Genomic DNA, 14115 nt, shown 5'->3' with positions numbered 1-14115 from the left:
CCTGTAGACTAAAAGGGAGGTAGGCCCCTTGATAGATGTAAATAACTTTGAATATATGAAGATTGGACTTGCTTCACCTGACAAGATTCGTTCTTGGTCATACGGTGAAGTTAAGAAACCAGAAACTATTAACTATCGTACGTTAAAGCCTGAAAAAGATGGCTTATTCTGTGAGCGTATTTTCGGACCACAAAAGGACTGGGAATGTCATTGCGGAAAATACAAACGTGTACGTTATAAAGGTGTAGTTTGTGATCGATGTGGCGTTGAAGTAACGCGTGCAAAAGTACGTCGTGAACGTATGGGTCATATCGAATTAGCTGCTCCTGTATCTCATATTTGGTATTTCAAAGGTATCCCGAGCCGCATGGGACTTGTCTTAGACATGTCCCCTCGCGCGCTTGAAGAAGTAATTTATTTCGCTTCTTATGTTGTAACAGAAAGTGGAGATACACCACTTGATAAGAAGCAATTACTTTCTGAAAAAGAATACCGTGCATATCGTGATCGATATGGTAGCACATTCCAAGCTGCTATGGGTGCAGAAGCAATTAAAAAGCTACTACAAGACATCGATTTAGATAAAGAAGTAGACTTCTTAAAAGAAGAATTAAAAACAGCACAAGGACAACGCCGTACTCGTGCTATTAAACGTCTAGAAGTATTAGAAGCATTCCGTAACTCTGGAAATGAACCGTCTTGGATGATCTTAGATGTTCTACCAGTAATCCCACCAGAACTACGCCCAATGGTACAGTTAGACGGTGGACGTTTTGCTACTTCTGACTTAAACGACTTATACCGTCGTGTAATTAACCGTAACAACCGTTTAAAACGTCTATTGGACTTAGGTGCACCAAGCATCATTGTTCAAAACGAAAAACGTATGTTACAAGAAGCTGTAGACGCATTAATCGATAATGGTCGTCGTGGCCGTCCAGTTACTGGGCCAGGTAACCGTCCATTAAAATCACTATCTCACATGCTTAAAGGTAAACAAGGACGTTTCCGTCAAAACTTATTAGGTAAACGTGTTGACTACTCTGGTCGTTCTGTAATCGTTGTAGGACCGAACTTAAAGATGTATCAATGTGGATTGCCAAAAGAAATGGCGCTTGAACTGTTCAAACCTTTCGTAATGAAAGAGTTAGTTGAAAAAGGATTAGCACATAACATTAAGAGTGCGAAACGTAAAATCGAGCGTGTACAACCTGAAGTTTGGGACGTTTTAGAGTCTGTGATTAAAGAACATCCAGTACTTCTAAACCGCGCACCAACACTTCACCGTCTTGGTATCCAGGCGTTTGAACCTACATTAGTAGAAGGTCGCGCAATCCGTCTTCACCCACTTGTATGTACTGCATACAACGCGGACTTTGACGGTGACCAAATGGCCGTTCACGTACCTTTATCATCAGAAGCTCAAGCTGAAGCTCGTCTTCTTATGTTAGCGGCACAAAACATCTTGAACCCGAAAGACGGTAAACCAGTTGTTACTCCATCTCAGGATATGGTATTAGGTAACTATTACTTAACACTTGAGCGTGAAGGTGCAATCGGTGAAGGTATGGTCTTCAAAGATGCAAATGAAGCATTGCTTGCATATCAAAATGGATATGTTCATCTTCATACACGTGTTGCAGTAGCTGCAAGTGCAGTAAACAACGCAACATTTACTGAAGAGCAAAAGAGTATGCTTCTATTAACAACAGTTGGTAAATTAATATTTAACGAAATCTTACCAGAGTCGTTCCCTTATATTAATGAACCAACAAATTCAAACCTTGAAAAAGAAACACCAGCGAAATATTTCGTTGAAAAAGGTGCGAACATTAAAGAAATTATTGCTAGTCGCGAAGAAGTGGCGCCATTTAGCAAGAAGATACTTGGTAACATCATTGCGGAAGTGTTCAAACGTTTCCAAATTACAGAAACGTCTCGCATGCTTGACCGTATGAAAAACTTAGGATTCAAGTACTCTACAAAAGCTGGTATTACAGTTGGGGTATCTGACATTCTTGTATTAGGCGAAAAAGATGAAATTCTCCACGAAGCACAAGCAAAAGTAGATAATGTAATTAAACAATTCCGTCGCGGTTTAATCACGGAAGAAGAACGTTACGATCGCGTTATCTCTATTTGGAGTAATGCAAAAGATGTTATCCAAGGAAAACTGATGAAATCCTTGAATAAACGCAACCCAATCTTCATGATGAGTGACTCAGGTGCCCGTGGTAACGCATCTAACTTTACTCAGCTTGCTGGTATGCGTGGTCTTATGGCCAATCCATCTGGTCGTATCATCGAACTTCCAATCAAATCGAGTTTCCGTGAAGGTTTAACAGTACTTGAGTACTTCATCTCTACGCATGGTGCGCGTAAAGGTCTTGCCGATACAGCACTTAAAACTGCCGATTCTGGTTACTTAACACGTCGTCTTGTTGACGTTGCACAAGATGTAATCGTTCGTGAAGATGATTGTGGAACAGATCGCGGTTTATTAATTGGTGCGATTAAAGAGGGTAATGAAGTTATCGAGTCATTATATGATCGTCTTGTTGGACGTTTTGCAAGAAAAACTGTAAAACATCCTGAAACAGGTGAAGTATTAGTTGCTGAAAATCAATTAATTACTGAAGATATCGCTCATATCGTTGAAAATTCGGGTGTTGAAACTGTAAACATTCGTTCAGCGTTTACGTGTAACACTCGCCACGGTGTATGTAAGAAGTGTTACGGTCGTAACTTAGCAACTGGAACAGACGTAGAAGTAGGAGAAGCGGTAGGTATTATCGCAGCTCAATCTATCGGTGAGCCAGGTACACAGTTAACGATGCGTACATTCCATACAGGTGGGGTTGCCGGAGATGATATTACTCAAGGTTTACCTCGTATCCAAGAGATCTTCGAAGCTCGTAATCCGAAAGGTCAGGCAGTTATCAGTGAAATCGACGGTGTTATCGCAGCGATCAACGACGTTAAAGATCGCCAAGAAGTAGTTGTACAGGGTGAAGTTGAAGCTCGTACGTATGCTATTCCTTACGGTGCTCGTCTGAAAGTAACTCCAGGACAGCCAATTAGCCACGGTAAAGAGTTAACAGAAGGTTCTATTGATCCGAAAGAATTACTAAAAGTAACGGACATTACGGCGGTTCAAGAATACTTATTACGTGAAGTTCAAAAAGTATACCGTATGCAAGGGGTAGAAATTGGTGACAAACACGTAGAGGTAATGGTACGTCAAATGTTACGTAAAGTTCGTGTAAGTGATGCAGGTGAAACAGATGTATTACCAGGAACATTACTAGATATCCATCAGTTTACTGATGCGAATGCTAAGGTCTTACTGCAAGGTAAGCAACCAGCAACAGCTAGACCTGTTCTACTTGGTATTACAAAAGCTTCACTTGAAACAGATTCATTCTTATCTGCAGCATCGTTCCAAGAAACAACTCGTGTCTTAACTGATGCAGCAATTAAGGGTAAACGCGATGAACTTCTAGGATTAAAAGAAAATGTTATTATCGGTAAACTTGTTCCTGCTGGAACAGGTATGAATCGTTATCGCAAAGTGGATCTTGTAAAAACAACACAAGATGACATGAACGTAGAAAACGATGAGGTTTATGTGGAACAGTAAAATTTTTCGTCATAAATTTTGTATAAAAACAATTAATCTTAGTTGACATTGTATGAGTCAAAATGTTACTATAATCAAGGTTGCTCCTGAACGATGCTTTGGAGGATATTTATATGTCTTATCAAAAAGTATCAACTGCTGAAAATGTAGTCGTTGGTCATAAACGCACATTGGAAGCAATCAAAAATGGTACAGTTAAAGAAGTTGTCATCGCAGAGGATGCTGACATGCGGTTAACCCATGCTATCATTCGTATTGCAATGCAATATAACGTGCCCATAACAAAAGTTGAATCAGTTCGTAAGCTTGGTAAAGCTTCGGGGATTCAAGTGGGAGCTTCAGCAATAGGAATAATAAGTTAAAACTGTTTTTGTGAGGAGAGAGCATTTGCTCTTCCTTGCAAAAACTTTGTTTTCAACTAATAATGAACCACCTGGATATGTGGTCATACAAACATGCGAAGGGAGGATAATCAAATGCCTACTATTAACCAATTAGTGAGAAATGGTCGTACTGATAAAGTATGGAAATCTAAATCACCTGCGTTAAACAAAGGTTTTAACTCTTTAAAGAAAAAATCAACTGATATCTCTGCACCTCAAAAACGTGGTGTATGTACTCGTGTTGGTACAATGACTCCAAAGAAACCTAACTCAGCGTTACGTAAATACGCTCGTGTACGTTTAACAAACGGTATCGAGGTTACAGCTTACATCCCAGGTATCGGTCATAACCTACAAGAGCATAGCGTAGTATTAATTCGCGGTGGTCGTGTAAAGGATTTACCGGGGGTACGTTACCACATCGTTCGTGGTGCGCTTGACACAGCTGGTGTTGACAAACGTATGCAAGGACGTTCTAAATATGGTACTAAGAGACCAAAACCTGCTAAAAAATAATAACTTTAAAATGAAAGGAGGAACTCAATATGCCTCGTAAAGGACCTGTTGCGAAACGTGACGTGTTACCAGATCCAATGTACAATTCGAAGCTAGTAACACGCCTTATCAACAAAATGATGGTTGACGGTAAAAAAGGTAAATCTCAAACAATTCTTTATAATGCGTTCGATATCGTAAACGAACGTACTGGTAAAGAGCCAATGGAAGTATTCGAGCAAGCTCTTAAGAACATCATGCCTGTTCTTGAAGTACGCGCTCGTCGTGTTGGTGGTGCTAACTACCAAGTTCCAGTTGAGGTTCGTCCAGAACGCCGTACAACTTTAGGTCTTCGTTGGTTAGTAAACTACGCTCGTCTTCGTGGTGAAAAAACTATGGAAGAGCGTCTTGCTAACGAAATCTTAGATGCAGCTAACAACGCTGGTGCATCTGTTAAGAAACGTGAAGACACTCATAAAATGGCAGAAGCTAACAAAGCATTTGCTCATTACCGTTGGTAGGATTCAACGTAAAATAAATGTAAGCATAAACCGCTTTATTTGTCGCTTATGGAAGTGTGGAGAGGGAGAATGCCTCTCCCTTTCATCGGGCGCTCGTTTTACATAATGAGAGTACTGGACATACTGACATGTGTAACAATATAAAGTGGCTTTTTTGCTACTTAAAATAAAAAAATCCAATCCATATATGGAAGGAGCAAGACACCAAATGGCAAGAGAGTTCTCTTTAGAAAACACTCGTAATATTGGTATCATGGCTCACATCGATGCTGGTAAAACAACAGCAACTGAGCGTATTCTGTACTACACAGGACGTATTCATAAAATCGGTGAAACTCACGAAGGTGCATCTCAGATGGACTGGATGGAGCAAGAGCAAGAGCGTGGTATCACAATTACTTCTGCTGCAACTACAGCACAATGGAAAGGTCATCGTGTAAACATCATTGATACTCCAGGACACGTAGATTTCACAGTAGAAGTAGAACGTTCTTTACGCGTACTTGATGGCGCTGTAGCAGTACTTGATGCGCAATCTGGTGTAGAACCACAAACAGAAACTGTTTGGCGTCAGGCTACTACTTACGGCGTACCTCGTATCGTATTCGTTAACAAAATGGATAAGATTGGTGCAGATTTCTTATACTCTGTAGGAACAATCCACGATCGTTTACAAGCAAACGCACATCCAATTCAGTTACCAATCGGTGCTGAAGATGAGTTCAATGGTATCATTGACCTTGTTGAAGAGTGTGCTTACATGTACGGTAACGATTTAGGAACAGACATTCAACGTGTTGAAATTCCTGAAGAGCACAAAGAATTAGCTGAAGAATACCGTGGAAAACTTATTGAAGCGGTAGCTGAGCTTGATGAAGAAATGATGATGAAGTACCTAGAAGGTGAAGAAATCACTGTAGAAGAGCTTAAAGCTGGTATCCGTAAGGCTACAACTTCTGTAGAATTCTTCCCAGTAATCTGTGGTTCTGCATTCAAAAACAAAGGTGTTCAAATTCTGTTAGACGCAGTTATCGACTACCTTCCATCTCCACTAGATGTACCTGCTATTAAAGGTACTCTACCGGATACAGATGAAGAAGTAGAACGTAAGTCTAGCGATGAAGAACCATTCGCAGCTTTAGCATTCAAAATCATGACTGACCCTTATGTTGGTAAGTTAACGTTCTTCCGTGTGTACTCTGGTGTGTTAAACTCTGGATCATACGTGAAAAACTCAACTAAAGGTAAGCGTGAGCGTGTAGGTCGTATCCTACAAATGCACGCTAACAGCCGTGAAGAGATTTCAACAGTTTATGCTGGTGATATCGCTGCTGCTGTAGGTTTAAAAGATACTACTACTGGTGATACTCTTTGTGACGAGAAGAGCCTTGTTATCCTTGAGTCTATGGAATTCCCAGAGCCAGTTATCTCTGTAGCTATCGAACCAAAATCTAAAGCTGACCAAGATAAAATGGGTACAGCATTATCTAAGCTTTCTGAAGAAGATCCAACATTCCGTGCTCACACTGACCAAGAAACTGGCCAAACTATCATCGCTGGTATGGGTGAACTTCACCTTGATATCATCGTTGACCGTATGCGCCGTGAATTCAAAGTGGAAGCAAACGTTGGTGCTCCTCAGGTAGCATACCGTGAGACTTTCCGCGCTGCTGCGAAAGTTGAAGGTAAGTTCGCTCGTCAATCTGGTGGTCGTGGACAATTCGGTCACGTTTGGATTGAGTTTGAACCTAACGAAGAAGGTAAAGGATTCGAATTCGAAAACAAGATCGTCGGTGGTGTAGTTCCTCGTGAATACATCCCAGCTGTTGGAGCAGGTCTTGAAGATGCACTTAAAAATGGTGTACTAGCTGGTTATCCACTAGTTGACATTAAAGCTGCATTAGTTGACGGATCTTACCATGATGTCGATTCATCTGAGATGGCGTTCAAAATCGCTGCATCTATGGCACTTAAAGCTGCGGTTTCTAAATGTAGCCCAGTAATTCTTGAGCCAATGATGAAAGTTGAAGTTGTAATTCCTGAAGAGTACATGGGTGACATTATGGGTGACGTAACATCTCGTCGTGGACGTGTAGAAGGTATGGAAGCTCGCGGTAACGCACAAGTTGTTCGCGCTATGGTTCCACTTTCTGAAATGTTCGGTTATGCAACGTCATTACGTTCTAACACTCAAGGACGCGGAACATTCTCTATGGTGTTTGACCACTATGAAGAAGTACCAAAGTCTGTTTCTGAAGAAATTATCAAAAAAAATAAAGGTGAATAATTGATTTTTATCGATTGTTCAAGTATAACTACTTATGTAAGCTTAGAAAGTGGGACGTAAGTTTCACTTTCTAGTCTAAATATAAAATAACCTATATAAACTAAGGAGGAATTTAGAATGGCTAAAGCTAAATTCGAACGTTCTAAACCCCATGTTAACATCGGTACAATCGGCCACGTTGACCATGGTAAAACTACATTAACTGCTGCGATCACTACAGTTCTTGCAAAAGCTGGTGGTGCTGAAGCACGCGGATACGATCAAATCGATGCTGCTCCAGAAGAAAGAGAGCGCGGTATCACAATCTCAACTGCACACGTTGAGTACGAAACTGAAACTCGTCACTATGCACACGTTGACTGCCCAGGTCACGCTGACTATGTTAAAAACATGATCACTGGTGCTGCTCAAATGGACGGCGGTATCTTAGTAGTATCTGCTGCTGATGGCCCAATGCCTCAAACACGTGAGCACATCCTTCTTTCTCGTCAAGTAGGTGTTCCTTACATCGTTGTATTCTTAAACAAATGCGACATGGTAGATGACGAAGAATTATTAGAATTAGTAGAAATGGAAGTTCGCGACCTATTATCTGAATACGGATTCCCAGGCGACGACATTCCTGTAATCAAAGGTTCTGCTCTTAAAGCTCTTCAAGGAGAAGCTGATTGGGAAGCAAAAATCATTGAATTAATGGCTGAAGTTGATGCTTACATCCCAACTCCAGAACGTGAAACTGACAAACCATTCTTAATGCCTGTAGAGGACGTATTCTCTATCACAGGTCGTGGTACAGTTGCTACTGGTCGTGTTGAGCGCGGTATCGTTAAAGTTGGTGACGTAGTAGAAATCATCGGTCTTGCTGAAGAAAATGCTTCTACAACTGTAACTGGTGTAGAGATGTTCCGTAAACTTCTTGACCAAGCTCAAGCTGGAGACAACATCGGTGCTTTACTTCGTGGGGTTGCTCGTGAAGACATCCAACGTGGACAAGTACTTGCAAAAAGCGGTTCTGTAAAAGCTCACGCTAAATTCAAAGCTGAAGTTTTCGTATTATCTAAAGAAGAAGGTGGACGTCACACTCCATTCTTCGCTAACTACCGTCCTCAGTTCTACTTCCGTACAACTGACGTAACTGGTATCATCCAATTACCAGAAGGTACTGAAATGGTAATGCCTGGTGACAACATCGAAATGACTATCGAACTTATCGCTCCAATCGCTATCGAAGAGGGAACTAAATTCTCTATTCGTGAAGGTGGACGTACAGTAGGTTACGGTGTAGTTGCTACTATCGTTGAGTAATCTTAACTGATATAAAAAAACCTAAGGGATTTTCCCTTAGGTTTTTTGTTTGCGTTTATATAAGGAAGAAGAGGGTGTTTTTTGTTTTGACGAGTTTCTTCTATAGTATTATAAAAACGACAAAAGATAATCCAGAAACTGTAAAATGAATTCTGTTAGATGAAAACTTGAAATTCTTTAAAGTGCCATGTATAATAGCAAAAGTAGAGAAAAGCAGATGCAAACAAAAAGATGCTTGCATCTAGACGAATAACATTGTATAATAGACAATGTTGGTCTTTGACTGCGATGAAGTGGAAGGTTGCTGACACACCCGGCCGCTTTGCCATGGCATGGTGTGGGGAAATTTCCATGGAGAAGGTCTATTTTAGAAATAGGCGAACGAAGGAGGGAAAATAATGGCAAAAGAAAAAATTCGTATCCGTTTAAAAGCTTACGATCACCGTATTCTTGATCAGTCAGCTGAGAAAATTGTAGAAACAGCTAAGCGTTCTGGGGCAACAGTTTCTGGTCCGATCCCATTACCAACTGAAAAAACTGTTTACACAATTCTTCGTGCTGTTCATAAGTACAAAGATTCTCGTGAGCAATTCGAAATGCGCACGCACAAACGTCTAATCGACATCGTGAGTCCTACTCCACAAACAGTAGATTCATTAATGCGTTTAGACTTACCATCTGGTGTAGATATCGAAATCAAACTATAATTTATATAACTTAAAAATGTAGGAGGTGTAACTCATGACCAAAGGAATCTTAGGAAGAAAGATCGGTATGACTCAAGTATTTGCTGAGAACGGTGAGTTAATCCCAGTAACAGTTATCGCTGCTAATCCAAACGTTGTTCTTCAAAAGAAAACAACTGAAACTGATGGCTACAATGCAATCCAGTTAGGATTTGAAGATAAACGTGAAAAGTTAACTAACAAACCTGAACAAGGCCACACTGCTAAAGCATCTACAACTCCTAAGCGCTTCATTCGCGAAATCCGCGATGCAGACGTGGACGGATTAGAGGTTGGTCAAGAGGTAAAAGTTGACGTATTTGCTACAGGTGAAATCGTTGATGTAACAGGAATTTCTAAAGGTAAAGGTTTCCAAGGTGTTATCAAACGCCACGGACAATCTCGCGGACCTATGTCTCATGGTTCTCGCTATCACCGTCGTCCAGGTTCAATGGGCCCAGTTGCTCCGAACCGTGTATTCAAAGGCAAAAAACTTGCTGGACGTATGGGTGGAGACCAAGTTACTATCCAAAACTTAGAAATCGTTCAAGTTGACACTGAGCGCAACTTATTACTAGTAAAAGGTAACGTTCCAGGTGCTAAGAAATCTCTTGTAGTTGTTCAAGGCGCTGTGAAGGTTAGCAAATAATTCACAATAGGAAGGAGGAATTCCAATGCCAAAAGTTACTGTATATAACCAAACTGGTTCACAGGTTGGTGAAATCGAATTAGCTGAAGCTATTTTCGGTATCGAACCAAATGAAGCTGTACTTTTCGAAGCTGTAATGATGCAACGTGCATCTTTACGTCAAGGTACACACAAAGTAAAAACTCGCTCTGAAGTTCGCGGTGGTGGTCGTAAACCATGGCGTCAAAAAGGAACTGGACGTGCTCGTCAAGGGTCTATCCGCTCTCCTCAATGGCGTGGTGGTGGTACGGTATTCGGACCTACACCAAGAAGCTATGCGTACAAACTTCCTAAGAAAGTTCGTCGTTTAGCAATCAAATCTGCATTAGCTACTAAAGTAGTTGAGAACAACATTGTAGTTCTTGAAGACCTAGTGTTAAATGCACCAAAAACAAAAGACATGCTAGCAGTACTTAAAGGATTAACTGTTGAGAAGAAAGCTCTTATCGTAACTGCTGATGCAAACGAATCTGTAGAGTTATCTGCTCGCAATATCCCTGGAGTAACAGTAATCACTGCTGATGGCGTAAACGTTTTAGACGTGCTTCATCATGATAAGCTAATCATGACAAAAGCGGCAGTGGAAAAAGTAGAGGAGGTGCTTGCATAATGAGAGATCCTCGTGATATCATTAAGCGCCCAGTTATCACTGAACGTTCTATGGAAATGATGGCTGAAAAAAAATACACGTTCGATGTGGACGTTAAATCTAATAAAACAGAAGTTAAAGATGCTCTTGAAGCGATCTTTGGTGTTAAAGTAGAAAAAGTGAACATCATGAACTACAAGCCGAAAGCAAAACGCGTTGGTCGTCACGCTGGTTTTACTAGCCGTCGTCGTAAAGCAATCGTTAAGCTAACTGCTGACAGCAAAGAAATCGAAATCTTCCAAGGCGTTTAATTCTTACTAAAGAAGGAGGGAAATTGAGATGGGAATCAAAAAGTATAATCCAACTACTAACGGTCGTCGTAATATGACTACGAATGATTTCGCTGAAATCACGACTGATAGACCCGAAAAGTCATTACTTGCTCCTTTAAGCAAGAAGGCTGGTCGTAATAACCAAGGTAAAATCACTGTACGTCATCAAGGTGGCGGACATAAGCGTCAATACCGTATCATCGACTTTAAGCGTAACAAAGATGGAATTCCAGGACGCGTTGCTACGATCGAATACGATCCAAACCGCTCTGCGAATATCGCATTAATTAACTACGTTGACGGTGAAAAACGTTACATTCTTGCTCCTAAATCTTTAGAAGTAGGTATGGAAGTTATGTCTGGCCCAGAAGCTGACATTAAAATCGGTAACGCATTACCATTAATCAACATTCCAGTAGGTACTGTTGTTCATAACATCGAGCTTAAGCCTGGTCGTGGCGGACAATTAGTTCGTTCTGCTGGTACATCTGCTCAAGTACTTGGTAAAGAAGGTAAATACGTACTTGTACGTTTAACTTCTGGTGAAGTACGTCTTGTATTATCTGCTTGTCGCGCTTCAATCGGTCAAGTAGGTAACGAACAACACGAACTTATCAAAATCGGTAAAGCAGGTCGCTCTCGCTGGTTAGGTAAACGCCCAACAGTTCGTGGTTCTGTAATGAACCCTGTTGATCACCCACACGGTGGTGGTGAAGGACGTTCTCCAATCGGACGTAAGTCTCCAATGTCTCCATGGGGTAAACCAACTCTTGGATTCAAGACTCGTAAGAAAAACAAAGCGTCTGACAAATTTATCGTTCGTCGTCGTAAAAAATAATGGGATTGTAGTACGGTTCATTTCTAGAACCGTACGCCAATCACGAAGGGAGGCACCAAAATGGCTCGTAGCTTAAAAAAAGGACCATTTGTCGATGATCACTTAATGAGCAAAATGGAAAAATTAGTTGCATCTGAGCAAAAACAAGTTGTTAAAACTTGGTCTCGCCGTTCAACAATCTTCCCTCAGTTCATCGGACACACAATCGCTGTATATGATGGTCGTAAACACGTACCTGTGTACATCACTGAGGATATGGTTGGCCATAAGTTAGGTGAATTCGCACCAACTCGTACGTACAAAGGTCACCTTGCTGACGATAAGAAAACTAGAAGATAATGAGAGGAGGCACTTCAATGCAAGCTAAAGCAGTAGCGAGAACAGTTCGTATTGCTCCTCGTAAAGTTCGTTTAGTAGTAGACTTAATCCGAGGTAAGCAAGTGGGTGAAGCGATTGCTATCCTTAACCACACACCAAAAACTGCTTCTCCAGTTGTAGAAAAAGTTTTAAAATCTGCAATCGCAAATGCAGAGCACAATTATGAGATGGACATTAACAACCTAGTTGTAGAAAAAGTTTTCGTTGACGAAGGTCCAACGTTAAAACGTTTCCGTCCACGTGCAATGGGTCGTGCAAGCCAAATTAACAAACGCACAAGCCACATCACAGTTGTGGTATCAGAAAAGAAGGAGGGATAATCGATGGGTCAAAAGGTTAATCCAATTGGTCTTCGTGTCGGCGTTATCCGTGACTGGGAATCTCGTTGGTTCGCTGAGAAAGATTACGCTACATTATTACATGAAGACATCAAAATCCGTGAGTACATTAATGTACGCTTAAAAGATTCTGCTGTTGCTAAAGTAGAAATCGAACGTGCAGCAAATCGTGTAAATGTTACAATTCACACTGCAAAACCTGGTATGGTAATTGGTAAAGGTGGTACTGAAGTTGAAGCACTTCGTAAAGCTCTTAACCAATTAACAGGCAAGCGTGTACACATCAACATTTTAGAAGTTAAGAGAGCTGATCTTAACGCTAAATTAGTAGGCGAAAACATCGCTCGTCAATTAGAAAACCGTGTATCATTCCGTCGTGCACAAAAGCAAGTTATTCAACGTGCTATGCGTGCAGGTGCTAAAGGTATTAAAACACAGGTTTCTGGTCGTCTTGGCGGAGCTGATATCGCTCGTGCAGAATCTTACAGTGAAGGAACTGTTCCACTTCATACACTTCGCGCTGATATTGACTATGCAGCAGTTGAAGCTGATACAACATACGGTAAATTAGGCGTAAAAGTATGGATCTACCGTGGAGAAGTCCTTCCTACAAAAAAGAAAGCTTCTGAGGAAGGAGGAAAATAATATGTTAATGCCAAAACGCGTAAAATATCGTAGAGAGCATCGTGGTAAAATGCGTGGTCGTGCTAAAGGTGGAACTGAAATTGCTTTCGGTGAATTCGGTTTACAAGCACAAGCTGCTTCATGGATTACAAACCGTCAAATCGAAGCTGCTCGTCGTGCAATGACTCGTTACATGAAACGTGGCGGTAAAGTATGGATTAAAATTTTCCCTTCTAAACCTTACACTGCAAAACCTCTAGAAGTACGTATGGGTTCCGGTAAAGGGGCACCAGAAGGCTGGGTAGCAGTAGTAAAACCTGGGAAAATTATGTTCGAAATCGCGGGTGTATCTGAAGAGGTAGCACGCGAAGCATTACGTCTTGCAGCTCACAAGTTACCTGTGAAATGTAAATTCGTAAAACGTGAAGAAAATGGTGGTGAATCTAATGAAAACTAATGATATTCGTGAATTAACCACTGCCGAAATCGAAACAAAAGTTAAAGCTTTAAAGGAAGAGTTGTTTAATCTTCGCTTCCAACTTGCTACAGGACAATTAGAGAATCCAACTCGCATTCGTGAAGTGCGTAAAGCAATTGCTCGTATGAAAACTGTAGTTCGTGAAAGAGAGATCGGAATTAATCGATAAATTGAGGGGAGGTTTGCATAGTGAGCGAACGTAACCAACGCAAAGTTTATACTGGTCGTGTAGTGTCTGACAAAATGGACAAAACGATTACAGTTTTAGTTGAAACTTACAAAACTCATTCCTTGTACGGAAAACGTGTTAAGTATTCTAAGAAGTACAAAGCCCATGATGAGCAAAACCAAGCGAAACTTGGCGATATCGTTAAAATCATGGAAACTCGCCCGCTTTCTGCTACTAAGCGTTTCCGTTTAGTTGAAATCGTTGAAGAAGCGGTTATTATCTAAATAGACGAATCGGAATTTTTAGTCCGAAGGGAGGTTTCATA

The 14115-nt window shown here is 41.0% G+C and carries 17 protein-coding genes; all 17 read left to right on the top strand.

Translation table 11 applies throughout. From position 1 onward, the window contains the following. The first annotated feature begins 28 nt into the window (after window positions 1-28). The 17 genes from rpoC (at window position 29) to rpsQ (ending at window position 14074) form a co-directional block, all read left to right on the top strand. Window positions 29-3640 carry a DNA-directed RNA polymerase subunit beta' gene (rpoC, locus tag MR112_RS27705; RefSeq protein WP_000567939.1) on the top strand — a complete coding sequence of 1204 codons (3612 nt, stop codon included), beginning with the start codon at window positions 29-31 and terminating at the stop codon, window positions 3638-3640. Between the two features lie 113 nt (window positions 3641-3753). After that, complete coding sequence (locus MR112_RS27700; protein ID WP_000121836.1) at window positions 3754-4002, top strand: 50S ribosomal protein L7ae-like protein; 249 nt, start codon at window positions 3754-3756, stop codon at window positions 4000-4002. Window positions 4003-4116: 114 nt separating this feature from the next. Further along, window positions 4117-4539 (top strand): 30S ribosomal protein S12, encoded by a 423-nt coding sequence (gene rpsL / locus MR112_RS27695; RefSeq protein WP_001142341.1) that lies wholly within the window; start codon window positions 4117-4119, stop codon window positions 4537-4539. Window positions 4540-4568: 29 nt separating this feature from the next. After that, entirely contained in the window at window positions 4569-5039 is a 471-nt protein-coding gene (rpsG, locus tag MR112_RS27690; RefSeq protein WP_001137491.1) for a 30S ribosomal protein S7, read from the top strand. A 208-nt stretch (window positions 5040-5247) separates the two neighbouring features. Next, window positions 5248-7326 carry an elongation factor G gene (gene fusA / locus MR112_RS27685; RefSeq protein ID WP_000090370.1) on the top strand — a complete coding sequence of 693 codons (2079 nt, stop codon included), beginning with the start codon at window positions 5248-5250 and terminating at the stop codon, window positions 7324-7326. Between the two features lie 117 nt (window positions 7327-7443). Continuing rightward, window positions 7444-8631 carry an elongation factor Tu gene (tuf, locus tag MR112_RS27680; protein ID WP_001029614.1) on the top strand — a complete coding sequence of 396 codons (1188 nt, stop codon included), beginning with the start codon at window positions 7444-7446 and terminating at the stop codon, window positions 8629-8631. Window positions 8632-9029: 398 nt separating this feature from the next. Beyond that, window positions 9030-9338: a 30S ribosomal protein S10 gene (rpsJ, locus tag MR112_RS27675; RefSeq protein ID WP_001040596.1), complete on the top strand. Its 309-nt coding sequence runs from the start codon at window positions 9030-9032 to the stop codon at window positions 9336-9338. A 34-nt stretch (window positions 9339-9372) separates the two neighbouring features. Further along, the gene (gene rplC / locus MR112_RS27670; protein WP_000160207.1) at window positions 9373-10005 is read left to right on the top strand and encodes a 50S ribosomal protein L3; all 633 of its coding nucleotides are present in this window, start codon (window positions 9373-9375) and stop codon (window positions 10003-10005) included. A gap of 25 nt (window positions 10006-10030) precedes the next feature. After that, on the top strand, window positions 10031-10654 hold the full coding sequence (gene rplD / locus MR112_RS27665) for a 50S ribosomal protein L4 (RefSeq protein WP_001127258.1): 624 nt from the start codon (window positions 10031-10033) through the stop codon (window positions 10652-10654). Continuing rightward, window positions 10654-10944 (top strand): 50S ribosomal protein L23, encoded by a 291-nt coding sequence (gene rplW, locus MR112_RS27660; protein ID WP_001205558.1) that lies wholly within the window; start codon window positions 10654-10656, stop codon window positions 10942-10944. The genes rplD and rplW overlap by 1 nt, the downstream gene beginning before the upstream one ends. A gap of 28 nt (window positions 10945-10972) precedes the next feature. Further along, window positions 10973-11803 carry a 50S ribosomal protein L2 gene (gene rplB, locus MR112_RS27655; protein ID WP_000511583.1) on the top strand — a complete coding sequence of 277 codons (831 nt, stop codon included), beginning with the start codon at window positions 10973-10975 and terminating at the stop codon, window positions 11801-11803. A 60-nt stretch (window positions 11804-11863) separates the two neighbouring features. Beyond that, entirely contained in the window at window positions 11864-12142 is a 279-nt protein-coding gene (gene rpsS / locus MR112_RS27650; RefSeq protein ID WP_000124454.1) for a 30S ribosomal protein S19, read from the top strand. 17 nt (window positions 12143-12159) lie between these two features. Further along, window positions 12160-12501 (top strand): 50S ribosomal protein L22, encoded by a 342-nt coding sequence (gene rplV, locus MR112_RS27645; protein WP_001148024.1) that lies wholly within the window; start codon window positions 12160-12162, stop codon window positions 12499-12501. A 3-nt stretch (window positions 12502-12504) separates the two neighbouring features. Next, the gene (gene rpsC / locus MR112_RS27640; protein WP_000529956.1) at window positions 12505-13164 is read left to right on the top strand and encodes a 30S ribosomal protein S3; all 660 of its coding nucleotides are present in this window, start codon (window positions 12505-12507) and stop codon (window positions 13162-13164) included. Window position 13165: 1 nt separating this feature from the next. Beyond that, window positions 13166-13600 carry a 50S ribosomal protein L16 gene (rplP, locus tag MR112_RS27635; protein WP_000928969.1) on the top strand — a complete coding sequence of 145 codons (435 nt, stop codon included), beginning with the start codon at window positions 13166-13168 and terminating at the stop codon, window positions 13598-13600. Further along, the gene (gene rpmC, locus MR112_RS27630) at window positions 13590-13790 is read left to right on the top strand and encodes a 50S ribosomal protein L29 (RefSeq protein ID WP_000855718.1); all 201 of its coding nucleotides are present in this window, start codon (window positions 13590-13592) and stop codon (window positions 13788-13790) included. Before rplP ends, rpmC begins: the two co-directional genes overlap by 11 nt. A gap of 20 nt (window positions 13791-13810) precedes the next feature. Then, complete coding sequence (rpsQ, locus tag MR112_RS27625; RefSeq protein ID WP_000004106.1) at window positions 13811-14074, top strand: 30S ribosomal protein S17; 264 nt, start codon at window positions 13811-13813, stop codon at window positions 14072-14074. The last annotated feature ends 41 nt before the right edge of the window (window positions 14075-14115 follow it).

This window comes from Bacillus cereus group sp. BfR-BA-01330 (genome assembly GCF_022663885.1).
Lineage (GTDB): Bacteria > Bacillota > Bacilli > Bacillales > Bacillaceae_G > Bacillus_A > Bacillus_A cereus.
Note: the sequence above shows the minus strand (reverse complement) of the source record. Positions and strands in the feature narration are given on the sequence as shown.